At 63.3% G+C, this 22,286-nt stretch carries 21 protein-coding genes; 16 read left to right on the forward strand and 5 right to left on the reverse strand.

Annotation, left to right across the window (positions count from 1 at the left end):
• Window positions 1–51 precede the first annotated feature (51 nt).
• From metE to minE, 4 genes are all read left to right on the forward strand, one after another.
• Window positions 52–2,382, forward strand: coding sequence for a 5-methyltetrahydropteroyltriglutamate--homocysteine S-methyltransferase (metE, locus tag K0F86_RS08810; RefSeq protein ID WP_219134048.1), 2,331 nt, complete (start codon window positions 52–54; stop codon window positions 2,380–2,382).
• Between the two features lie 228 nt (window positions 2,383–2,610).
• Window positions 2,611–3,348, forward strand: a complete 738-nt coding sequence (minC, locus tag K0F86_RS08815) for a septum site-determining protein MinC (protein WP_219134049.1) — start codon at window positions 2,611–2,613, stop codon at window positions 3,346–3,348.
• 37 nt (window positions 3,349–3,385) lie between these two features.
• Window positions 3,386–4,201 (forward strand): septum site-determining protein MinD, encoded by an 816-nt coding sequence (gene minD / locus K0F86_RS08820; protein WP_071079934.1) that lies wholly within the window; start codon window positions 3,386–3,388, stop codon window positions 4,199–4,201.
• Between the two features lies 1 nt (window position 4,202).
• Complete coding sequence (gene minE / locus K0F86_RS08825) at window positions 4,203–4,454, forward strand: cell division topological specificity factor MinE (RefSeq protein WP_071079935.1); 252 nt, start codon at window positions 4,203–4,205, stop codon at window positions 4,452–4,454.
• A gap of 5 nt (window positions 4,455–4,459) precedes the next feature.
• Here minE and K0F86_RS08830 read toward each other — a convergent pair whose 3' ends face one another.
• Window positions 4,460–4,963: a hypothetical protein gene (locus K0F86_RS08830; protein ID WP_219134050.1), complete on the reverse strand. Its 504-nt coding sequence runs from the start codon at window positions 4,961–4,963 to the stop codon at window positions 4,460–4,462.
• Between the two features lie 167 nt (window positions 4,964–5,130).
• Here K0F86_RS08830 and K0F86_RS08835 point away from each other — a divergent pair, with 167 nt between their 5' ends.
• The 7 genes from K0F86_RS08835 to K0F86_RS08865 all read left to right on the forward strand — a co-directional run bounded on the left by K0F86_RS08835 (window position 5,131) and on the right by K0F86_RS08865 (window position 12,736).
• Complete coding sequence (locus K0F86_RS08835) at window positions 5,131–5,820, forward strand: response regulator transcription factor (RefSeq protein ID WP_071079937.1); 690 nt, start codon at window positions 5,131–5,133, stop codon at window positions 5,818–5,820.
• Window positions 5,821–5,912: 92 nt separating this feature from the next.
• Window positions 5,913–7,187 carry a glutamyl-tRNA reductase gene (gene hemA, locus K0F86_RS08840; protein ID WP_219134051.1) on the forward strand — a complete coding sequence of 425 codons (1,275 nt, stop codon included), beginning with the start codon at window positions 5,913–5,915 and terminating at the stop codon, window positions 7,185–7,187.
• Between the two features lie 96 nt (window positions 7,188–7,283).
• Complete coding sequence (prfA, locus tag K0F86_RS08845; protein ID WP_071079939.1) at window positions 7,284–8,360, forward strand: peptide chain release factor 1; 1,077 nt, start codon at window positions 7,284–7,286, stop codon at window positions 8,358–8,360.
• Window positions 8,361–8,544: 184 nt separating this feature from the next.
• Window positions 8,545–9,015: a disulfide bond formation protein B gene (locus K0F86_RS08850; RefSeq protein WP_219134232.1), complete on the forward strand. Its 471-nt coding sequence runs from the start codon at window positions 8,545–8,547 to the stop codon at window positions 9,013–9,015.
• A gap of 10 nt (window positions 9,016–9,025) precedes the next feature.
• On the forward strand, window positions 9,026–9,856 hold the full coding sequence (gene prmC, locus K0F86_RS08855) for a peptide chain release factor N(5)-glutamine methyltransferase (RefSeq protein WP_219134052.1): 831 nt from the start codon (window positions 9,026–9,028) through the stop codon (window positions 9,854–9,856).
• 215 nt (window positions 9,857–10,071) lie between these two features.
• The gene (gene gshA, locus K0F86_RS08860) at window positions 10,072–11,673 is read left to right on the forward strand and encodes a glutamate--cysteine ligase (RefSeq protein ID WP_219134053.1); all 1,602 of its coding nucleotides are present in this window, start codon (window positions 10,072–10,074) and stop codon (window positions 11,671–11,673) included.
• A 19-nt stretch (window positions 11,674–11,692) separates the two neighbouring features.
• Window positions 11,693–12,736 (forward strand): histone deacetylase family protein, encoded by a 1,044-nt coding sequence (locus K0F86_RS08865; protein WP_219134054.1) that lies wholly within the window; start codon window positions 11,693–11,695, stop codon window positions 12,734–12,736.
• Between the two features lie 54 nt (window positions 12,737–12,790).
• On the opposite strand, the gene K0F86_RS08870 is transcribed toward K0F86_RS08865, so the two are convergent.
• The gene (locus K0F86_RS08870) at window positions 12,791–13,573 is read right to left on the reverse strand and encodes a LytTR family DNA-binding domain-containing protein (protein ID WP_219134055.1); all 783 of its coding nucleotides are present in this window, start codon (window positions 13,571–13,573) and stop codon (window positions 12,791–12,793) included.
• A complete protein-coding gene (locus K0F86_RS08875; RefSeq protein WP_219134056.1) occupies window positions 13,560–14,825 on the reverse strand; it encodes a histidine kinase in 1,266 nt (421 codons plus the stop codon). The genes K0F86_RS08870 and K0F86_RS08875 overlap by 14 nt, the downstream gene beginning before the upstream one ends.
• Before the next feature lie 284 nt (window positions 14,826–15,109).
• On the opposite strand from K0F86_RS08875, the gene K0F86_RS08880 reads away from it, so the two are divergent.
• The 3 genes from K0F86_RS08880 to K0F86_RS08890 all read left to right on the forward strand — a co-directional run bounded on the left by K0F86_RS08880 (window position 15,110) and on the right by K0F86_RS08890 (window position 16,791).
• Window positions 15,110–15,535, forward strand: a complete 426-nt coding sequence (locus K0F86_RS08880) for an organic hydroperoxide resistance protein (protein WP_035823589.1) — start codon at window positions 15,110–15,112, stop codon at window positions 15,533–15,535.
• Window positions 15,536–15,655: 120 nt separating this feature from the next.
• Entirely contained in the window at window positions 15,656–16,123 is a 468-nt protein-coding gene (locus K0F86_RS08885; RefSeq protein WP_219134057.1) for a GNAT family N-acetyltransferase, read from the forward strand.
• Window positions 16,120–16,791, forward strand: coding sequence for a diphthine--ammonia ligase (locus K0F86_RS08890; RefSeq protein WP_219134058.1), 672 nt, complete (start codon window positions 16,120–16,122; stop codon window positions 16,789–16,791). Before K0F86_RS08885 ends, K0F86_RS08890 begins: the two co-directional genes overlap by 4 nt.
• A gap of 73 nt (window positions 16,792–16,864) precedes the next feature.
• Here the strand turns inward: K0F86_RS08890 and K0F86_RS08895 are convergent, their stop codons facing one another.
• Window positions 16,865–17,326, reverse strand: a complete 462-nt coding sequence (locus K0F86_RS08895; RefSeq protein ID WP_257572059.1) for an FKBP-type peptidyl-prolyl cis-trans isomerase — start codon at window positions 17,324–17,326, stop codon at window positions 16,865–16,867.
• 167 nt (window positions 17,327–17,493) lie between these two features.
• Window positions 17,494–19,371, reverse strand: coding sequence for a potassium transporter Kup (locus K0F86_RS08900; protein WP_219134059.1), 1,878 nt, complete (start codon window positions 19,369–19,371; stop codon window positions 17,494–17,496).
• A gap of 238 nt (window positions 19,372–19,609) precedes the next feature.
• On the opposite strand from K0F86_RS08900, the gene rarD reads away from it, so the two are divergent.
• Complete coding sequence (gene rarD / locus K0F86_RS08905) at window positions 19,610–20,494, forward strand: EamA family transporter RarD (RefSeq protein WP_219134060.1); 885 nt, start codon at window positions 19,610–19,612, stop codon at window positions 20,492–20,494.
• Window positions 20,495–20,590: 96 nt separating this feature from the next.
• Window positions 20,591–22,261: an energy-dependent translational throttle protein EttA gene (gene ettA, locus K0F86_RS08910; protein WP_219134061.1), complete on the forward strand. Its 1,671-nt coding sequence runs from the start codon at window positions 20,591–20,593 to the stop codon at window positions 22,259–22,261.
• The last annotated feature ends 25 nt before the right edge of the window (window positions 22,262–22,286 follow it).

Here is a 22,286-nt window from a genome sequence, read left to right on the forward strand (position 1 = left end):
GACCAAGTTGCCGCACACTCTAGCGCATTCACATTAAATCTCGATGACATCATGCCCATTCGTACCCACATCCTTGGCTTTCCCCGTATCGGCGCCGCGCGTGAACTGAAACTGGCACTGGAAAGCCATTGGCGTGGCGAAGTGTCCGAGGCCGCCCTGGAAGCGACGGGCCAGCAACTGCGCGCACGCCACTGGGCGCAGCAGCGCGACGCCGGGCTCGATTACGTCACAGTGGGCGACTTCGCCTTTTACGACCAGGTGGCCAGCCATATCCAGCTGCTGGGCTGCGAACCGGCGCGTTTCAACTTTACGCAGGAGCAATCACCGCTGGCGCGCTATTTCACCATGGCGCGCGGTGCAGCAACGCAGGCGCAACACGCGCACTGCGGCCACGCGCACCATAGCAACGCCGCAGGCACTGCCGCGCTGGAAATGACCAAGTGGTTTGACACCAATTACCACTACCTGGTGCCCGAATTGTCGCCGCAGACCCAATTTTCGCTGGCTGGCGAGCGCCTGCTGGCGGAAGTGGCCGAGGCGCAGACGCTGGGCCACCAGGTCAAGGCGGCCCTGATCGGCCCCCTCACCTTCCTCTGGCTGGGCAAGGAAAAGACGCCGGGCGAGTCGGGATTCCATCGTCTGGCCCTGCTGGAACAATTGCTGCCCGTGTACGGCGCCCTGCTCGACCGCCTGAAACAGCAAGGCGTGACATGGGTGCAGCTCGATGAACCGATTTTGGGCCTGGACTTGCCCCACGCCTGGCGCAGCGCTGTTGAGAGCACGTACTGGCAGCTGAACCAGGTGGGCGTGAATATCTTGCTGGCCACATATTTCTCGCCGCTGGAAGAAAACCTCAGCCTGACCTGCCGCCTGCCCGTGGCCGGCCTGCACGTGGACGGCATCCGCGCGCCGCATGAATTGATCAGCGTGACGGACTGGCTGCCCGCGCATAAAGTCTTGTCGATCGGCATCGTCGACGGGCGCAACATCTGGCGCACCGACCTCGACGCGGCCCTGGCCGTGCTGCAGCCGCTGGCAGCCAGGCGCAACGGCCAGCTGTGGCTGGCGCCGTCGTGCTCGCTGCTGCACGTGCCGTTCAGCCTGGAAGCGGAAACGGCGCTCGACGGCGAGATCAAGAGCTGGCTGGCGTTTGCCACGGAAAAGCTGGCGGAACTGTCCCTGCTCAAGGGGGCACTGGAAGGCCAGTCCGACGCCGCCGCGCTGGCCGCATTGGCCCGTTCCCGCCTGGCCATCGCCGGGCGACGCGCCAGCCCCCGCGTCCACCGGGCATCGGTGGCGCGGCGCCTGCAAGCGCTCACGCCCACCGTCGACCGCCGCGATTCCAGCTTCCCGCTGCGCCAGGCCGTGCAGCGCGCGCGTTTGCAGCTGCCCGACTTCCCGACGACGACCATCGGCTCCTTCCCGCAGACGGCGGCCATCCGCGCCGCCCGCGCCAGCCATCAACGGGGCGAACTGGCCAGCGCCGAGTATGAAAGCCAGATGCGCGCCGAAATTGCCCACGCCGTGGGGCGCCAGGAAGCGCTGGGCCTGGACGTGCTGGTGCATGGCGAAGCGGAACGCAACGACATGGTCGAATACTTTGGCGAGCAACTCGACGGGTTCGCCTTCACGCGCCTGGGCTGGGTGCAATCGTACGGCTCGCGCTGTGTGAAACCGCCCGTCATCTACGGCGACGTGCAGCGCCCGGCCGCCATGACCGTGGCATGGACGGTGCACGCGCAAAGCCTGACGCATAAACCCATGAAGGGCATGCTGACGGGCCCCGTCACGCTCTTGCAATGGTCGTTCGTGCGCGACGACCAGCCGCGCGCCAGCACGGCGCTGCAGTTGGCCCTGGCCATCCGCGACGAGGTGCAAGACCTGGAAACGGCCGGCATCGGCATCATCCAGATCGACGAGCCGGCCATCCGCGAAGGCTTGCCGCTGCGCCGCGGCCAGTCGGACGCCTACCTGGACTGGGCCACGCGCGCCTTCCGCATCGCCGCGTCCGTGGTCAGCGACACGACGCAGATCCACACGCACATGTGCTATGCGCAGTTCAACGACATCCTGCCGCAGATCGCCGCCATGGATGCCGACGTCATCACCTTGGAGACGAGCCGCTCGGACATGGAGTTGCTGACGGGCTTGGGCCAGTTCCAGTATCAGAACGAAATCGGCCCCGGCGTGTACGACATCCATTCGCCGCGCATCCCCTCGACCGTCGACATGGTGCGCTTGCTGCAAAAAGCCAGCGCCGTCATTCCGCCAGCCAACTTGTGGGTGAACCCGGACTGCGGCCTGAAGACGCGCGGCTGGGCGGAAACGGAAACCGCGTTGCGTAATATGGTGGAGGCGGCGCACCAGATGCGCGCGGCTTGATCCGGGACCGCGCCGTCAGGGCGCATTCTCAGCTGCTCTTGGGGCGGCGCAGCGGTTTTCCGGGGCGCCGCCCTTGTTTTTTGACAAGAAGTCACTGTTGCCCTGCGGAATAGCACACTCCAGGTCCCTGACGCTGATTTTTTTGCAGTAGAATGCAAGAAATTTACTGCTCCCATTGTTGCCGTACGGAACATCTGGCCTGCCGCAGTTTCACTTTGATAAATGTTTATGTCCAAAAGCCCGTCGCAGAAGCCTATCGAAATCAAGATTTCCACCGTCGTCGCCGTTTCCGCCATTGTCCATAGCGCCGATACGCAGGCACTCGATGCCGCCTTGCGCGACATGACGGGAGGCGTGGCGGACTTTTTCGAAGATGACCTGGCCGTGCTGGACGTGGCCGACTTGCCGCCTGGCGGCATGCCCGTCGATTGGGCGCCCCTGGTCGCCCTGCTGAAAAAATACCGTTTGAATGCCGTGGCCGTGCGCAATGCGCCGGCCGAGATGCAGGACGCCATCCTGGCGCAAGGCTTGAGCCTCGATAGCGGCAAGACGCGCGACGATGCGCCGCCCAAGGATACGCCCACGGCGGCCGCCCAGGCGGGCGCCGAAGCGCAAGTGATGGTGATCGACACGCCCGTGCGGGCGGGCCAGCGCATTTATGCGCGCGGCTGCGACCTGATCATCACCGCCGTGGTCAACAATGGCGCCGAAATCATCGCCGACGGCAGCATCCATGTGTATTCCTCGCTGTATGGCCGCGCGCTGGCCGGCGCCTCGGGCAATGCCCAGGCGCGCATTTTCGCGCTGGCCATGGAGCCGGAACTGGTGTCGATCGCCGGCGTATACCGCACGTTCGAGGATGGTTTCCCGGCGGAAATGGCACGCGGACCCGCGCAAATTCGTTTGGCTGGAGACAGAATCGATATACACTCTGTCAATCCGGTCACTCCCGTGAACCGCTCTTAAGCTGCACAATTCAAGAGATATCTGAAAAGGATTATTTGTGGCAAGAATTATTGTTGTGACGTCCGGCAAGGGCGGTGTCGGCAAGACGACCTCTAGCGCCAGTTTTTCCACTGGCCTGGCCCTGCGCGGCCACAAGACAGCCGTGCTCGATTTTGACGTGGGTCTGCGCAACCTCGACCTGATCATGGGTTGCGAGCGCCGCGTCGTCTACGACCTGATCAATGTGATCAACAAGGAAGCCACGCTGAACCAGGCCCTGATCAAGGACAAGCACTGCGACAACCTGTTCATCCTGCCCGCCTCGCAGACGCGCGACAAGGATGCCTTGTCGGAAGAAGGCGTGGAACGCGTGTTGAACGACCTGATCAACATGGGTTTCGAGTTCATCATCTGCGATTCGCCGGCCGGCATCGAGCATGGCGCGCTGATGGCGCTGACGTTTGCCGACGAAGCCATCATCGTCACCAACCCGGAAGTGTCGTCGGTGCGCGATTCGGACCGCATCCTGGGCATCCTGCAAGCCAAGTCGCGCCGCGCGCAGACGGGCGGCGAACCGGTCAAGGAACATTTGCTGATCACCCGTTACTCGCCGAAACGCGTGGAATCGGATGAAATGCTGTCTTACCAGGACGTGCAGGAAATCCTGCGCATCCCGCTGGTGGGCATCATTCCGGAATCGGAACAAGTGCTGGCCGCCTCGAACCAGGGTAATCCCGCCATCCATTTCAAGGGCACGGACGTGGCGCAAGCCTATGAAGACGTGGTCTCGCGTTTCCTCGGCGAAGAGGTCGAGTTGCGCTTTACCAACTATGAAAAGCCTGGATTACTCCAGCGCATTTTTGGGGCGAAGTGATATGGCCTTGCTTTCTTTCCTGTTCCCTCCCAAGCCGAAGACGGCGACCGCCGCCAAGGAACGCCTGCAGATCATCATCGCCCGCGAACGCAGCGGCCGCGGTGGTCCGGACTTCCTGCCCGCCCTGCACAAGGAATTGATCGCCGTCATTTCCAAGTACACCAAGGTCAATGCCGACGACATCAAGATCTCGCTGGACCGCCAGGGCAACCTGGAGGTACTCGACGTCAACGTGGTGCTGCCGGACGCTTAACGTCTTTAATCCGGCCTCACCGTGAGCAATTCCTGCGCCACCGCGGCGCAGGCATTCACGTGCTGGTTGCCGATCTGGCGGAACACGGCGTAGCCGATGGCCGCCGCCACCACCTGCCCGGCGAACGGCACGAAGCGCGCTACCTGCTTGGTGGCAATCTTGACGCCACTGCGCTTGAGCAGCTGGAGGATCAGTTCGCGCGACACCAGCTTCCCTACCAGCATGCCGCCCATGCCCACCGCCGCGCGGTAGGCCATCATCTTGAACTGCGGGTTGAGGCGCTCGATCTGCTCGGGCGTCAGGCCGAACTCGTGGTTGATATCGTTGATCAGCATGGAAAACAGGCCGACATCGGACATCAGGTCGATGCCGGGAATGGGAATGGCCGAGGCGCCCGCCGACATCACGGCACGCCGCTGCACCAGGCGCCGGCAGCGCTCGCGCACTTGCTCGATTTCGGCACGACTGGCCGGTATCAGGGTCCAATCGGTACTGCTCTTGTCTGTCATTGCCGTTTCTCCGCGGTGAGGGTAGATGAACAAGTGTAACGTAAAGGATCTGCCCGCCGATTTCACTGGACACAGTTGCAATCTCTGTTATATTTCACTTGAGCATTCCTTAACATTACGATAAGCAGAGCGGACCGTCTGTTTGTTGCTACACACTCCAGCCCATTATGCGAATTGCCGTACTCGATAGCGACCATAGTCAGGCAGAACTGATCTGCCAGGTGCTCACCGCCGCCGGCCACGCTTGCCACGAGTTTCAGAGTGGCAAGGAAATGCTGGGGCAACTGCGCAAGGACAGTTGCGACATGCTCATCCTCGACTGGCATGTGAGCGATCTGGATGGCGCCGAAGTATTGCGCCGTGCCCGGGAAAAACTGGCGCCGAAGGCACCCGTGTTGTTTATGACCAACAGCTCGGGCGAAGACGATGTGGTGGCCGGCATGACGGCCGGCGCCGACGACTACATGATCAAGCCCTTGCGGCGCAGCGAACTGACGTTGCGCACCCAGGCGCTGCTGCGCGTGGCCTACCCGGCGCAGAATGGCGCCGAGTATTTGCAATTTGGTCATTACACGTTTGAAACCCGCCCCGGCCGCCTGCTGAAGGATGGCGAAGTGCTGGACGTGACGCACAAGGAATTCGCCCTGGCGCTGCTGTTTTTCCGCAATATGGGCCGTCCCCTGTCGCGCGCCTACATCCACGAAGCCGTGTGGCAGCGCGACACGGCCCTGCCCTCGCGCACCATGGATACCCACGTCTCGCGCGTGCGCAACAAGCTGCAACTGAAACCGGAACACGGCTACCGCCTCGTGCCCGTCTACAGTTATGGTTATCGCCTGGAAAAACTGGGCGGGTGACGCCCACGCATCCGGGTGAAAACAGGCGAACTGCTCAAAGAGCGGGCACAAGGCGTTATAATGTCGGCATAAGAATTCCCAACAGCCCTGAAATGCAACTGCTCGCCGTCGGCCTCAACCATACCACCGCTCCAGTGTCGCTCCGCGAACAGCTGGCGTTTGCGCCTGAGCATCTGGGTTCGGCGGTGATGGCGGCGCGCACCTGGTTCCAGCGCATCGACCTGCGCGACAACGACGAAGCGGCCATTCTCTCGACGTGCAACCGTACCGAGCTGTATGCGGCCAGCCATGTGCCGAACCCGCTCGATGCGGGTGCGCATTTCCTGGCCGATTATCACCAGCTCAATTACAGCGAGCTGCGCCCCCACTTATATATGCTGCCGCAGCACGATGCCGTGCGCCACACCTTCCGCGTCGCCTCCGGGCTCGATTCGATGGTGCTGGGCGAAACGCAGATCCTGGGGCAGATCAAGGACGCCATCCGCACGGCCGACGAGGCGGGCGGCCTGGGCACGTATCTGCACCAGTTGTTCCAGCGCAGCTTTTCGGTCGCCAAGGAAGTGCGCAGCAGCACGGAAATCGGCGCCCACAGCGTGTCCATGGCGGCCGCCGCCGTGCGCCTGTCGCAGCGCATCTTCGACAAGATTGCCGAGCAGAACGTGCTGTTCATCGGCGCCGGCGAAATGATCGAATTGTGCGCCACACACTTTGCCGCGCAAAACCCGAAAAGCATCACGATTGCCAACCGCACCATGGAACGGGGCGAGGAACTGGCGCACCGCTTCAACGGCAAGGCGATCCGCCTGGCGGACTTGCCAGAAATGCTGCACCAGTTCGACATCGTCATCTCGTGCACGGCGTCATCGTTACCGCTGCTGGGACTGGGCCTGGTCGAGCGCGCCATCAAGGCACGCCGCCACAAACCCATGTTCATGGTCGACCTGGCCGTGCCGCGCGACATCGAAGCGGAAGTGGGCCGCCTGAACGACGTCTTCCTGTACACGGTCGACGACCTGGGCAAGGTCGTGCAGACGGGCCTGGAAAGCCGCCAGGCGGCCGTGGCGCAAGCCGAGGCCATCATCGAGACGCGCGTGCAATCGTTCATGAGCTGGGTCGATGACCGCGCCATGGTGCCCGTCATCCAGCATTTGCATGAAAACAGCGAAGCGCTGCGCCTGATGGAAGTCGAACGGGCGCGCAAGATGCTGGCCAAGGGCGCCGACATCGACGCCGTGCTGGAAGCGCTGTCGAAAGGCTTGACGGCCAAGTTCCTGCACGGCCCGCAGCAGGCGCTGCACCAGGCGCAAGGCGACGAGCGCAAGCAGCTGGTCACCCTGCTGCCGAAACTGTTCCGCCCCCGCCGTTAGCGCAGCCCCGCTGGCCGCCCGCGCGCGGCCACCCCTGCCCGCCTGCCGGGCTTGCCGGACCCGCACCATCCCTACACTCTTTTACCGCGAATCGCTATGAAACCATCCATGCTGGGCAAACTCGATCAACTGGCGAACCGCCTGGTCGAACTCGACGAACTGCTGATGCACCCGGACGCCACGTCGAACATGGACAGTTACCGCAAGATGACGCGCGAGCACGCCGAACTGGGCCCGCTGGTGGCGCTGTACCATTCCTACCAGGAAGCGGGCAACGATATCGCCACGGCGCAAGAGATGCTGGGCGACCCGGACATGAAGGAATTCGCGCAGGAAGAGATCGAGGCGGCGAAAGCCACCATGGCGCGCCTGGAACGCGAATTGCAAACCATGCTGCTGCCGAAGGATGTCAATGACGAGCGCAATATCTTCCTGGAAATTCGTGCCGGCACGGGCGGCGATGAATCGGCCCTGTTCGCCGGCGATTTATTACGCATGTACTCGCGCTTTGCCGAACGCAACCGCTGGCAGGTGGAACTCGTGTCGTCGTCCGACTCCGACCTGGGCGGCTACCGCGAAGTGATCGTGCGCGTGGTCGGCAATGGCGCGTATTCGAAGCTGAAATTCGAGTCGGGCGGCCACCGCGTGCAGCGCGTGCCGGCCACGGAAACGCAGGGCCGCATCCATACGTCGGCCTGCACGGTGGCCGTGATGCCGGAAGCCGATGAAGTCGAAGACGTCAACATCAACCCGGCCGACCTGCGCATCGACACCTACCGCGCCTCGGGCGCGGGCGGACAGCACATCAACAAGACCGATTCGGCCGTGCGCATCACCCACTTGCCCACCGGCATCGTGGTGGAGTGCCAGGATGACCGCAGCCAGCACAAGAACAAGGCGCAAGCGATGAAAGTGCTGGCCGCGCGCATCAAGGACGTGCAATTGCGCGAGCAGCAGTCGAAGGAAGCGGCCACGCGCAAGAGCCTGATCGGCTCGGGCGACCGCAGCGAGCGCATCCGCACGTATAACTTCCCGCAGGGCCGCCTGACGGACCACCGCATCAATCTGACCTTGTATAAGCTGGACTTCATCATGGACGGCGATTTGACGGATTTGACGAATGCGCTGGCGGCGGAGCATCAGGCGGAACTGCTGGCTGCTTTAGGCGACTAAACGCTGGCGCCGTTGTGTCGGCTTACGCTGCGCTAAGCCGACCTACGCCGACCTACGCCGCAATTTGTAGGTCGGCTTAGCGCGCAGCGCGTAAGCCGACAGCTTTAAGTAGCGGCTAAGCAATAAAAATCCGGCCTTGTGCGAAAATGACCAGCTCGATTCCATCCACCTCACCGTGTCGCCCATGAAAAATTCACGCACCGTCCTCCTGTTGATCGCCGCCCTGTGTTTCCTGATGCTGGGCGTGGCCATGTATTTGCAGCATGCCATGAACATGGCGCCGTGCCCGCTGTGCGTGATCCAGCGCTACCTGTTCCTCGCCATCGGCATTGCCTGCCTGGCTGGCGCGGCCGCCAACCGACCGCAAATCGGCGCCGGCATCGGCGTATTGGCGGCCCTGGGCGGCCTGGGCGTGGGCGCCAAGCATTTGTACGTGCTGGCCCATCCCGGCTTCTCGTGCGGCATCGACCCGGTGGAAACGGCGCTGAACAAGGTCTTCACGGCCGAACTCATGCCGTTCATGTTTGAATCGTATGGCGCCTGCGAAAACGCCGGCGAGCCATTTTTCGGCCTGTCGATCCCACAATGGGCGTTCGCCTGGTTCGCCATTTTTACCGTAGGCCTGCTGTGGACACTGCTGCGCCGCAAGAAATAATAGACTATCCATGCCAGAAACACTGATCCCCGCCGGCAGCACTGTCGGCGCCCTGCAAATCCGTCCGCTGCTCGATCCGCTCGACAACCGCATCCTGCTGGGCCACGCGCTGGGCCTGTCGCGCGTCAGCTTGATCACGCAATCGGAGCGTGTGCTCACTTCCGATGAAGCCGAACGTTTATCGGGCTTGCTGGCGCGCCGCCTGCAAGGCGAGCCGATCGCCTACATCGTCGGCCAACGCGAATTCTTCGGCCTGCCGTTCGCAGTCAACGACGCCGTGCTGATTCCCCGCCCCGACACGGAAGTGCTGGTGGAACTGGCGCTCGAGCGCCTGCCGCCTGGCGGACGGGTGCTCGACATGGGCACGGGCAGCGGCGCCATCGCCGTCGCGCTGGCGTACACGCGGCCCGACGCCGTCGTCACGGCCCTGGACGTCAGCAGCACGGCCCTGGCCGTGGCGCGCCGCAACGCCAGCGCCAACGGCGTCAACATCACCTTCATGACCAGCGACTGGTTCGAAGCGCTGGGCACGGAAAAATTCGACCTGATCGTCTCGAATCCCCCCTACATCGCCAGCGGCGACCGCCACCTGGCCGAAGGCGATTTGCGCTTCGAGCCGGTCGGTGCGCTGACCGACCACGCGGACGGCCTGTCGGCCCTGCGCACCATCGTCTCCGGCGCCGCGCGCCACCTGGCGTCGGGCGCCTGGCTGCTGATGGAGCACGGCTATGACCAGGCGGCATCCGTGCGCGGCTTGCTGGCCGACGCCGGCTACAGCAAAGTACAAAGCTGGCGCGACCTGGCCGGCATCGAGCGCGTCAGCGGCGCCCGCCTGGGCTGACCGTTGCCACCTGCGCAAAGCTTGACCCAGTGGCGCGCCAGATCCCCCGCAGTTTGTTAAAATATCAAGCGAATTCCTGACCGAAGCGCCGCCCCTCTTGCCCGGGGCGGACGCTGGCGACGCGGCGTTTTTTGGGCCGGCGCCGACGCATTTGCCAAAATTCGGTTAATCTCAGCACAAATTATTTATATGCTGCACAAGAAAGGAAGCTCAAATTGCCCAACCTGTTGACTCGCCGCCTGGCATTGCTGACCGAAGATGCCAACCGCGCGCTGCTGGGCGGCTTGCGCGGCATCGAGCGTGAAACCCTGCGCGTCGACCATGCCGGCCAACTGGCTTCCACGCCCCACCCCGCCGCCCTGGGCTCGGCGCTGACGCACCCTGAAATCACCACCGACTACGCCGAAGCGCTGCTCGAATTCATCACACCGGCTGAAAGCGACATCGCCGTCACGCTCGACAAGCTCGATACCGTGCACCGCCACGCCTACAGCCGCCTCGGCGACGAGTTGCTGTGGAGCCAGTCGATGCCGTGCCAGCTGCCGCCTGAGGAGGATATCGAGATCGCCAACTACGGCAGCTCGAACATGGGCATGCTCAAGCACGTCTACCGGCGCGGCCTGGCCTTGCGCTACGGCAAGGCCATGCAATGCATCGCCGGCATCCACTACAACTATTCGCTCGACGAACAGCTGTGGCAAGTGCTCGCCAGCAACCCGGACACCAGCGCCAGCCCGCAACACGCGGCTGCCACGCCGCAAGACGTGCAGTCGGAAAGCTATTTGGCGACGATCCGCAATTTCCGCCGCTACAGCTGGCTGCTGATGTACCTGTTCGGCGCCTCGCCGGCGCTGTCCAGCGGTTTCCTGCGCGGCCGCGCGCACAAGCTCGACACCTTGTCCGGCGACACCCTGTTCCTGCCCTACGCCACCAGCCTGCGCATGAGCGACCTCGGTTACCAGAACGATGCCCAGTCGGGCCTGCGCCCGCACGAAAACAGCCTGGAAGACTACGTCAGCGCCCTCACGCATGCCGTCAACGACCCGTATCCGCCGTATGCGGCGCTGGGCACAAAGAAGGATGGCGAGTGGATTCAATTGTCCACCAACGTGCTGCAGATCGAAAATGAATACTATTCGACCATCCGCCCGAAGCGCGTGATCCGCACGGGCGAGCGCCCGATCCAGGCCCTGTGCCTGCGCGGCGTGCAATACATCGAAGTGCGCTGCATGGATGTCGACCCGTTCGAACCGGTCGGCATCAGCCTGGAAACGGGCCGCTTCCTCGACGCGTTTTTGCTGTTCTGCGCGCTCGACGACAGTGCGCCGATTTCTGCCGAGCAAAGCGCCTGCTACACGCACAATTTTGCCCGCACCGTCAAGGAAGGCCGCACGCCGGGCCTGACCCTGCGCCGCGACGGCGCAGACATCACCCTGCAAGCGTGGGGCGAAGAATTGCTGGCGCGCATCGCCCCCGTGGCGGCACTGCTCGATGCGCGCATTGGCGGCACGGCGCATGCGGACAGCCTGGCGGCGCAGGCGGCCAAACTGGCCGACCCGGACGCGACGCCATCGGCCAAGGTATTGGCTGAACTGCGTGCCAATGGCGGCTCGTTTGCCGCCTTCGGCCTGCGGCAAAGCGAACGCCATGCGGCGTTTTTCCGCGCGCAGCCACCCACGCCCGAGCAAAGCGCGTATTTCGACGCGATGGCCGCCAGCTCGCTGGCCGAGCAGCGCGCCATGGAAGCGGCGCCCGCCGGCAGCTTCGACGATTTCGTCGCCGCCTACCGCGCCAGCACCCTGTGTTCGCACACCTGACCTTGCGAAAAATGCCCCGATGCTGACCTTCTACAATGAATTGCACAGCCAGCACCGGGGCCGCTTCGAAATGTTTCGCGGCACCATGGTGCCCTGCTTCGAGACGCCCGAACGGGCCGACATGGTGGTGGCCGAACTGGGACGGCGCAACCTGGGCCGCATCGTCACGCCGCACGGTGTACCGCTGACCTCACTGGAGCGCATCCACACGCCCCGTTACCTGCACTTCCTGCGCCACGCCTGGCACGACTGGCTGGCGCTCGACCCGGACAATGTCAACAAGGATGCCTTGCCCTCCGTGTGGCCCGTGCGCACCTTGCGCAGCGATATCGAACCGGACGACTTCACGGCCAAGCTGGGCCTGTATTCGATGGACAACGGCACGCCGCTGACGGCCGGTACGTGGACGGCGGCCAAGACGGGCGCCGACTGCGCCGTCAACGCGGCGCACGCGCTGCGCCTGGGCGAGCGCGCCACGTTCGCCCTGACGCGCCCGCCGGGCCACCATGCGGGCAGCGATTTCTTTGGCGGCTACTGTTTTCTGAACAACGCGGCCCTGGCCGCGCAGCACCTGCTCGACGACGGCGCCAGCAAGGTCGCCATCCTCGATATCGATTACCACCACGGCAACGGCACCCAAAGCATCTTTTATGCGCGCAACGACGTGCTGTTCGCCTCGATCCACGCCGACCCGCGCAGCGAATACCCGTTTTACCTGGGCCACGCCGATGAGACGGGCAGCGGCGCCGGGCTGGGCTACAACGTCAACCTGCCGCTGCCGGCCGGCAGCACCACGGCCAGCTGGTTCGCCGCGCTGGAAACGGCTTGCCTGCGCATCAAGATGTACGCGCCCGACGCGCTGGTGGTGTCGCTCGGGGTCGACACCTTCGTCGGCGACCCGCTGTCGCACTTCGCCCTGCAAAGCGGCGACTACCTGCGCGTGGGCGAACGCCTGGCCCATCTGAACCTGCCCACCGCCTTCATCCTCGAAGGCGGCTATGCGGTCAGGGAACTGGGCATCAATGTGGTGAACGTGCTCGAAGGTTTTGAGACGGCGGAATGAGGCGGTGGTGCTGTCGGCTTACGCCCTTGCGGGCTAAGCCGACCTACCCGACACTCACATATTCCGGAACAGCGCCATGAACGGCTGGCTCACGGCCAGGGTTTCCGGCCGCGTTTTCAGGCGCAAGACGCCGCGTCCCACCTCGTCGCGCGTGACCGACGCCACCATCTTCATGTTGACGATGGTGGAGCGGTGGATCTGCTTGAAAATGGCCGGATCGAGCACGTCGAGCAGTTCGCGGATCGGCTTGCGCAGCAGCGCCTCGCCGTCCGCCGTCATGACGGCCGTGTACTTGGTATCGGACTGAAAATAGGCGATGTCTTCCACCATGATCAGGCGCGTATCCTTGCCGCTGCTGGCCGTCAGCCACACCAGCGGCGGCGACTTGGCCGCCGCCGGCAAGGCGCTGCTCAATTGCTGCAGCAAGCCGGCCAGCGCGCCGTCGCCCGCCTGTCCCTTGCCGGCCCGCGCCTGCACGCGCTGCAAGGTCGCCTGCAGACGCTCGCGGGCGATGGGTTTCAATAAATAGTCGACGGCGCCCTTGTCGAAGGCATCGATCGCGTACTGGTCATAGGCGGTAACGAACACCACCTGGGTGCCGGGACTCGCTTCGAGCGCGCCAGCCGCCACTTCCAGCCCCGTCAGGCCCGGCATGCGGATGTCGAGGAAAGCGACGTCGGGGCGCAGGGTGGCGATGGCGTCGAGCGCCGTGCCGCCGTCGTCGCAGGCGGCGACGATGCGCAAGCAGGGCCACTCTTCGGCCAGCAGCTCCACCAGCGCATCGCGCAGCAGGGTTTCATCTTCGGCGATGACGCAGCTCATCTCAGGCGGATGCATACGACACTCCTTGCGCCGTGCTGTCCGGCACCGTGATGGTGGCCGTCACGCCATCGGGAAAGTTGGCGACGATGGCAAACGCGGCGGTATTGCCGTAGATCAAGCGCAGGCGCTCACGCACATTGCGCAGGCCGATGCCCGTGCCGGCACCGTCGTCGCTGAAGCCCTTGCCATCGTCGGCCACCGTGACGATCACCGTGCCGTCACCGCTGCGCGCCATGATCCAGATCGTGCCGCCGCCGCTTTTCGGCTCCAGGCCGTGCTTGATGGCGTTTTCCACCAGCGTTTGCAACATCATCGGCGGCAGCTCCGCCTGGCGCAGGTATTGCGGCACCTCGATCTGCAGGTTCAGGCGTCCGCCCATGCGGATTTTCAAAATATCGAGGTAGGCGCGCGCGCGTTCCAGCTCCGTGCCCAGGGTCGACATGGCTTGCTCCGTGCGCGGCAGCGAGTGGCGCAGGTACAGGATCAGGTTGCCCAGCATCTCGTCGGCGCGCACGGGGTCGCTGCGCGTGAGCAGCTGCGCGCTGGCCAGCGTGTTGTACAGGAAATGCGGCTCGACCTGCGCGTGCAGCAGGCTCAGCTTGGCCACCGTGAGTTCCTTTTCCGTCACCGTCTGGCGCGCCTCGGCCTGCTCGCCGCGCCGCCGCTGCGCCACGCGGCGCGTCATGGCCCGCGTCACCGCTTCCGCATTTTCCAGGTTGCTGCCATGGTCGACGAGGAACCAGTCGGTCCAGGCATTGCGCGCCGGCTCGCAGATCAGCGTCACGCTGCCCGCCTCGCCATTCGGCGTGACGGTGGCGAGGATCTGGTTCGGCCGCGGCTCCAGGAAACCCAGCACGCGCATGCGGGGCAAGCCCGTGTGCGTGTACGGCGCGGCGCGGCGCACTCTGGCCTGCACCTGCAGGCTGTCGCGCGCGCTTTCGACCACTTCGCTGCCCGGCAATTCGCGGATGGCCGCGTCGATCATGTCGAACACCTCGCCCGCCTCGAACGGGATCTCGATCTGACGCCGCTGGCGGCTCGACAGAGTGCTGGCATTGACGGCACCGGCGATCAGGCGCACGCGCCGCACATGCGAAAATGCATTCGTGATGACGGCGCTGGCCAGCAGCGCGCCGACGATGACAAAGAAGCCTTCCGTATGCCCGAAGATATAGCGCAGGAAATTCTCCACCAGGATTGCCGTGGCGATGATGTAGGTGAGCATCGTGGCCAAGGTGATGCGCAGGATAAAGAAGAGGCTAGTCATGATTTTTTCCTTGGGGTTTGAAGTGGGCCCAGCATAACCATCGCCCCCGGCGACGGTGGCCATTATGCGATGGAAGGGCAATACTGGCGACAAAGGCAGCAAAATAAAGCACAAATCTCATCGCCTGAAAATAAAATCGCTTGCAATTAAATAGTGCGCGATATATATTGAGCACATGGACGCCGGCAATCGCTTCTGCAGACGGGCATCCTGGGGCACTCGCCCATGAAACAAGTAGCACACTATTTAGTCGTTAACTATTTAATTTACTCAAGGAAACCATCATGTCGATCAAACAAGTCCTGTACCGCGCACAAGCCACCGCCACCGGAGGCCGCGAAGGCCGTGCCGTGTCGTCCGACAATGTGCTGGACGTCAAGCTGACCACGCCGAAAGAACTGGGCGGCAATGGCGCCGTGGGCACCAATCCGGAACAACTGTTCGCCGCCGGCTACTCGGCCTGCTTCATCGGCGCCATGAAATTCGTCGGTGGCCGCGACAAGATCGCCTTGCCGGCAGACCTGTCCATCGAAGGCAACGTCGGCATCGGCGCCATCGACACGGGCTTCGGCATCGAAGTGGAACTGAAAATTTCGCTGCCGGGCATGGAGCGCGCCGCCGCCGAAGCGCTGGTCGCCGCCGCCCACATCGTGTGCCCTTACTCGAACGCCACGCGCGGCAACATCGACGTCACCCTGACGATCGTCTGAGCGCACCTGGCATCAGTTGCTGCGCGTCACCATCAAAACCGCACTGCCATGTAGGCAGCGCGGTTTTTTTTCACGTGTACCTTTAGAATGACGCTCTTTTCCTGATTTTTCGGAGTACGCATGATCGCCTGGCAATGGAACACGTTCGACGAACTCGGCACCCACGCTTTGTACCAGGTGCTGGCCTTGCGCCAGCGCGTGTTCGTCATCGAACAGCAGTGTATTTACCCGGACCTCGATGGCCATGACCAGCCAGCCATGCACTTGCTGGGCTGGCAAACGGTCGATGGCCAGCGCCGGCTGGCCGCGTATCTGCGCGTGCTGGCGCCGGGCGCCAAATACGTGGAAATGTCGCTGGGCCGCGTGCTGACGGCGCCCGAAGCGCGCAGCACGGGCGCCGGCAAGCAGCTGCTGCTTGAGGGCATCGCGCGCGCTGAACGCCAGCACCCTGGCCACGCCATTCGCATCGGTGCGCAGCAGTATCTGGAGCGCTTCTACCAGTCGTTCGGCTTTGTCACCGTCAGCGCGCCGTACGACGAAGACGGCATACAACACATCGACATGCTGCGCGCGGAGAAACCGGCATGACGACGGCCCTCATTTCCTGGAGCGGCGGCAAGGATTCCTGCCTGGCCCTGTGGCGCGCGCGCAACGCCGGCATGCGCGTGCCGCTGCTGATCACGGCCATGGATGAAGATGGCCGCAAATCGCGCTCGCACGGCGTGCCGCCCGAGCTGCTCGAAGCGCAGGCAGCCAGCCTGGGGGCGCGCCTGCAGCGCTATCACGCCAGCTGGGCCAGCTACGAGGAACAATTCATCGCCATGCTGCGCGCGGCGAAAGACGAGGGCATAGCGCACGCCCTGTTTGGCGACATCGACCTGCAGCCGCACCGCGACTGGGAAGAAAAAGTCTGCGCCGCGGCCGGCCTGACCGCCCATCTGCCCCTGTGGGGCGAAGCGCGGCGCGCGCTGGTCGACGAATTTCTCGCCGCCGGCTTCAAGGCCATCGTCGTCTGCATCAATGGCCGGCACCTGCCACGCGAGTTTTGCGGGCGCGAGTTCGATGCTTCCTTCCTCGCCGACCTGCCGCCCGGCGTCGACGCCTGCGGCGAAAACGGCGAATTCCACACCTTCGTCTACGACGGCCCCGCCTTCAGCGCCCCTGTGGCGCTGCGCCGCACGCAGGTGCTGCAATATGACGCGCCGCCCACGCTGGGCGGCGCCACGTACTACTTCCAGGAACTGGCGCCAGCCTGACGCAGACAGGACCCGCAAAGCAAAAAGGGCGATTCCGTGGAATCGCCCCTGGTATCAGCTGCCTTGCGCGTGCTTACTTTTTCGTCACGCCGATCAGCTTGACTTCAAACAGCAAGCCGGCATAGCCGGGAATCGCCGGTGGCTTGCCCGCCTTGCCATAACCGAGGTCATACGGAATGGCCAGGGTGCGCGTGCCGCCCGCCTGCATGCCGACCAGGCCGCGGTCCCAGCCCAGGATGACCTGGCCGAAACCCAGCACGAATGGGAAACCTGCGCCTGGCAGGCTCGCATCGAACTGCGTGCCCTTGTTGCCCGGCTTGCTAGCGTCGTACAGCCAGCCCGTGTAGGTCACGGTCAGGGTATCGCCCGCCGCCGCCGCCGTGCCGGTGCCGAGCACCACATCGGTAATGGTCAGTTCTTTCACCTGCGTATTCGGGTCGAGCACGACCGGCTTTTCCGTGTTTGCGGCGGCGCCGCAGGCGGCAAGGGCCACGGCACAGGCAATCGTGGCGATCATTTTAAATACCGATTTCATGGTTTCCCTTTAAATATTGAGTGTGGCTCGATCCGTGCGGTGCGGACCGGTGCGAGCAGCAGTTTAACAGGTGTCGCCAGCCTCATTTGTAAGCAGACGTAAGCACGGCGGAAGATTGTGCGCCAATACAACATTGACAAAACATCCATTCCGCCGCGCCGTCGGGCCTAGATTTCCACCTGCGTGCCCAGTTCGATCACCCGGTTGCTCGGGATCTGATAGTAGTCGGCCGCCGTGCGCGCATTGCGCGACATGGTGACGAACAGGTGCTCGCGCCATGGCATCATGCCGGCCCCCGGCGTCGAGATGATGGTCTGGCGCGCGATGAAGAACGACGTTTCCATCATCTCGAAATCCATTCCCTGCTCGGCGCATTGCGCCAGCGCCGCCGGAATGTCCGGTTCATCCTTGAAGCCGTAATGCACATTGACCTGGTAGCACTGGTGGCCCAGCTCCACCACGCGCACGCGCTCGGATGGCAACACCCACGGCTCTTCATGCATGAAGACGGTGAGGAAAATGACGCGCTCATGCAGCACCTTGTTGTGCAGCAAGTTATGCAGCAGCGCATGCGGCACGCCATCCGTTTCGCCGCGCAGGAAGATGGCCGTGCCGGGCACGCGCAGCGGCGGCGCGATGAACAGCGAAGAGAGGAATTCGTTGAGCGGGATCGCGTGCTTTTCCAGGTTCTGGAACACCAGCTGGCGGCCCCGTTTCCAGGTCAGCATGATGATGAACAGGACGGCGCCCAGCAACAGCGGGAACCAGCCGCCGTGGAACAGTTTCAGGGAACTGGCCGCGAATAGATTCACATCGATGATCAGGAAGAAACCGGTGGCGGCCCAGCACAGCAGCAAATTCATCTTCCAGCGGTAGCGGATGACGAAGAAGGTCAGGATCGTGGTGGCCAGCATGGTGGCGGTGACGGCGATGCCGTAGGCGGCGGCCAGCTTTTCCGACGAACCAAAACCGACGACGGCCAGCAGCACGACGGCCAGCTGCAGCCAGTTCACGGCCGGGATGTAAATCTGGCCGATTTCGCTTTCCGACGTGTGGCGCACGCGCATGCGCGGCAGGAAGCCCAGCGCGATGGCTTGCTTGGTCATCGAGAAGGTGCCGGAAATGGTCGCCTGCGAAGCGATCACGGTGGCCATGGTCGACAAAATCACCAGCGGATACACGCTCCAGGCGCCCAGCTGCTGGTAGAACGGATTGGAAATGGCTTCCGGGTGCGCCAGCAGCAGCCCGCCCTGGCCCAGGTAGTTCAGCGCCAGCGCGGGAAAGGCGATCAGGAACCAGGCCATGCGGATCGGCTTCTTGCCGAAGTGGCCCATGTCCGCGTACAGCGCCTCGGCGCCCGTCAGCGCCAGCACCACGGCGCCCAGCGACAGGAAGGCGATGCGGCCATTGTCGAGCAGGAAAGCCACGGCGTGCAAGGGATTGACGGCGGCCAGGATGCCTGGCGACTTGATGATATTGAGCACGCCCATAACGGCGAGCGCGACAAACCATATCAGCATGATGGGAGCGAAGAAGCGGCCGATGCCGGCCGTACCATGCGACTGCACCGAATACAGCGCCACCAGCACGGCGATCGTCAGCCACACCACATACGGGCTGAAGGCAGGCGTGGCCACTTCCAGGCCTTCGATCGCCGACAGCACGGAAATGGCCGGCGTGATCACGCTGTCGCCATAGAACAGGGTGGCGCCAAACACGCCGATCACCATCAGCGGCACATGCCAGCGCGACGACTTGCTGACGGACGACAGCACCAGCGCCATCAGGGCCATGATGCCGCCCTCGCCGCGGTTATCGGCACGCAGCACCAGGGTCACGTATTTCAGCGAAACGATCAGGGTCAGGCCCCAGAAGATCAGCGAAACGATACCCAGCAGGTTGTTATGCGTCACTGCCAGCCCGTGGGCCGGGTCAAAGACCGTTTTGAGGGTGTACAGCGGACTGGTGCCGATATCGCCATAGACGATACCGACGGCAGCCAGTGTCAAGCCGACCAGGCCGCTTTTTTTGTGTTCCGACGTCAAGATTGCACCCGTTTTTGTTTTGTTGCATCGCACAATATGATAGGTATTAGCAAATAGCAAGAGTATTTTTGCATGGTTCCGCAGCTGCCCCAAAGTCGTGGTTTTGTACCGCTCCGCCTTGCTGCGCGGGCTTGCGGCCATTGATTTGTTGCCATTCTACGCCTCGCCAGCGGCGCCGGGCAGCCCCCGATGTTTTCAGCCATAATGACAGACTGTCTACTCTCCAGCGAAGCCCATCATGAATCCAGGCATGTTGTACGCCTCCCTCGCCTTCCTGTGCTGGGGCCTGTTCCCCCTGTATTTCCATGCCATTGACGAGATCGCACCACAGGAAATCCTGGCGCACCGCATGGTCTGGTCTCTGTTGTTTCTAGGCATCGTGCTGACCGTGCGCCGCCAGTGGAGCTGGCTGGGCAGCCTGAAAACGCAGCCCAGGGTCGTGGCCGGCTTCGTCGCCAGTGCGTTTTTGCTGTCCGCCAACTGGTTCATCTATATCTGGGCCGTCAACAACGGCCATGTGGTCGACGCCAGCCTCGGCTACTTCATTACGCCCCTGATCAATGTCATGCTGGGCTTTATGCTGCTGCACGAGCGCTTGCGCCGCCTGCAGTGGCTGGCCATCGGCCTGGCCGCCTGCGGCGTGGCCTGGCTCACCTGGCAGGCGGGGCAAGTGCCATGGATCGCCCTGCTGCTGGCGGCCACCTTCGGCGGCTATGGCTTGCTGCGCAAGACGGCCGCGCTCGGTGCGCTGGAAGGCCTGTCATTCGAAACCTTGATTTTGTTTCCCCTGGCGCTGGCCTACATGCTGTGGCTGGCCTGGCACGGCCAGAGTGGCTTCGTCAATACAGATTCCACCGCCACGCGCGCGCTGCTGCTGGCGTCCGGCCCCATCACGGCCATCCCCCTGCTGCTGTTTGCCGCCGGCGCGCGCCGCCTGCCGCTGGCCGTGCTGGGGCTATTGCAATACATCGCTCCCACGGGCCAGCTGCTGATCGGCGTGTGGGTCTTCCACGAATCGTTCACGCCCGAACGCATGCTGGGCTTCCTCGTCATCTGGACGGCGCTGGCCCTGTACGCGGCCGAAGGGCTGTGGACGGCCCGCAAGGCGCGCGCCAGCAGCTAGTCTTGCCCTGGCGTCCGTTTCCGCAGCGCGCAGCGCTGGCCGGAAGCGGGCGTTTACCGTATCCTGTCCGTCTTTGTATATCACCCGAGATTTCTAATGGCAAATTACGTCTACACCATGAATCGCGTGGGCAAAATCGTCCCGCCCAAGCGCCAGATTCTGAAAGATATTTCCCTCTCCTTCTTCCCAGGCGCGAAGATCGGCGTGCTGGGCCTGAACGGCTCCGGCAAATCGACCCTGCTGAAAATCATGGCCGGCATCGACACCGACATCCAGGGCGAAGCCGTGCCGATGCCGGGCCTGAACATCGGCTACCTGCCGCAGGAACCGCAACTGGACCCGGAAAAAACCGTGCGCCAGGAAGTCGAATCGGGCCTGGGCGAAGTGTTTGAAGCGCAAGCCAAGCTGGAAGCCGTGTACGCCGCGTATGCCGAGGAAGACGCCGATTTCGACGCCCTGGCCACGGAACAGGCACGCCTGGAAGCGATCATCTCGACTTCCGACGGCGGCAATTTGAATTTGCAGCTGGAAATGGCCGCCGACGCGCTGCGCCTGCCGCCCTGGGATGCCAGCATCGGCGTGCTGTCCGGCGGCGAAAAGCGCCGCGTGGCGCTGTGCAAGCTGTTGCTGTCCAAGCCCGACATGCTGCTGCTCGACGAACCGACCAACCATCTGGATGCGGAATCGGTCGACTGGCTGGAACAATTCCTGCTGCGCTTCCCCGGCACCGTGGTGGCCATCACCCATGACCGCTACTTCCTCGACAACGCAGCCGAGTGGATTCTGGAACTGGACCGCGGCAGCGGCATTCCATGGAAGGGTAACTACTCGACCTGGCTGGAACAGAAGCAAGCCCGCCTGAAACAGGAAGAATCGACGGAATCGGCGCGCCAGAAGGCGCTGCAGAAGGAATTGGAATGGTCGCGCCAGAACCCGAAAGCGCGCCAGGCCAAGTCGAAAGCCCGCCTGGCCCGCTTCAACGAGCTGTCCGAGCACGAATACCAGAAGCGCAACGAAACCCAGGAAATCTTTATTCCCGTGGCTGAACGCCTGGGCAATGAGGTCATCGAGTTCAAGAACGTGTCGAAAGCGTTCGGCGACCGTTTGCTGATCGACAATCTGAGCTTCACCGTGCCGCCAGGCGCCATCGTCGGCATCATCGGCCCCAACGGTGCCGGTAAGTCGACCCTGTTCAAGATGATTACCGGCATGGAACAGCCGGACAGCGGCGAAGTGGCCATCGGCCAGACGGCGCGCGTCTCCATCGTCGACCAGAATCGCGGCGACTCGCTGTCGGACAGCAAGACCGTCTTCCAGGACGTGTGCGGCGGCGCCGACATGTTGACGGTCGGCCGCTTCGAAATGCCGTCGCGCGCCTACCTGGGCCGCTTCAACTTCAAGGGCGGCGACCAGCAAAAAATCGTCGGCAATCTGTCCGGCGGTGAACGTGGCCGTTTGCACCTGGCAAAAACCTTGCTGGCGGGCGGCAACGTCCTGCTGCTCGATGAACCGTCGAACGATCTGGACGTGGAAACCCTGCGCGCGCTGGAAGACGCCTTGCTGGAATTTGCCGGCAGCGTGATGGTCATTTCGCATGATCGCTGGTTCCTCGACCGTATCGCCACGCACATCCTGGCCTTCGAAGGCGATTCGCAAGTCACCTTCTTTGACGGCAACTATCAGGAATACGAAGCGGACAAGAAAAAACGCCTCGGTGAAGAAGGTGCCAAGCCGAAACGTATCCGCTACAAACCGCTCACCGTATAAATCGGGTGCAGCAATGCAAAAAGGC

It is taken from the genome of Janthinobacterium sp. UMAB-60, from assembly GCF_900095235.1.
GTDB lineage: Bacteria > Pseudomonadota > Gammaproteobacteria > Burkholderiales > Burkholderiaceae_D > Janthinobacterium.

Coding starts and splice junctions, on each gene's coding strand:
- metE (WP_219134048.1), top strand. CDS start 52: ATGCCCATTCGTACCCACATCCTTGGCTTTCCCCGTATCGGCGCCGCG.
- minC (WP_219134049.1), top strand. CDS start 2,611: ATGTCCAAAAGCCCGTCGCAGAAGCCTATCGAAATCAAGATTTCCACC.
- minE (WP_071079935.1), top strand. CDS start 4,203: ATGGCCTTGCTTTCTTTCCTGTTCCCTCCCAAGCCGAAGACGGCGACC.
- K0F86_RS08830 (WP_219134050.1), bottom strand. CDS start 4,963: ATGACAGACAAGAGCAGTACCGATTGGACCCTGATACCGGCCAGTCGT.
- K0F86_RS08835 (WP_071079937.1), top strand. CDS start 5,131: ATGCGAATTGCCGTACTCGATAGCGACCATAGTCAGGCAGAACTGATC.
- hemA (WP_219134051.1), top strand. CDS start 5,913: ATGCAACTGCTCGCCGTCGGCCTCAACCATACCACCGCTCCAGTGTCG.
- prfA (WP_071079939.1), top strand. CDS start 7,284: ATGAAACCATCCATGCTGGGCAAACTCGATCAACTGGCGAACCGCCTG.
- K0F86_RS08850 (WP_219134232.1), top strand. CDS start 8,545: ATGAAAAATTCACGCACCGTCCTCCTGTTGATCGCCGCCCTGTGTTTC.
- prmC (WP_219134052.1), top strand. CDS start 9,026: ATGCCAGAAACACTGATCCCCGCCGGCAGCACTGTCGGCGCCCTGCAA.
- K0F86_RS08865 (WP_219134054.1), top strand. CDS start 11,693: ATGCTGACCTTCTACAATGAATTGCACAGCCAGCACCGGGGCCGCTTC.
- K0F86_RS08870 (WP_219134055.1), bottom strand. CDS start 13,573: ATGCATCCGCCTGAGATGAGCTGCGTCATCGCCGAAGATGAAACCCTG.
- K0F86_RS08875 (WP_219134056.1), bottom strand. CDS start 14,825: ATGACTAGCCTCTTCTTTATCCTGCGCATCACCTTGGCCACGATGCTC.
- K0F86_RS08880 (WP_035823589.1), top strand. CDS start 15,110: ATGTCGATCAAACAAGTCCTGTACCGCGCACAAGCCACCGCCACCGGA.
- K0F86_RS08885 (WP_219134057.1), top strand. CDS start 15,656: ATGATCGCCTGGCAATGGAACACGTTCGACGAACTCGGCACCCACGCT.
- K0F86_RS08890 (WP_219134058.1), top strand. CDS start 16,120: ATGACGACGGCCCTCATTTCCTGGAGCGGCGGCAAGGATTCCTGCCTG.
- K0F86_RS08895 (WP_257572059.1), bottom strand. CDS start 17,326: ATGAAATCGGTATTTAAAATGATCGCCACGATTGCCTGTGCCGTGGCC.
- rarD (WP_219134060.1), top strand. CDS start 19,610: ATGAATCCAGGCATGTTGTACGCCTCCCTCGCCTTCCTGTGCTGGGGC.
- ettA (WP_219134061.1), top strand. CDS start 20,591: ATGGCAAATTACGTCTACACCATGAATCGCGTGGGCAAAATCGTCCCG.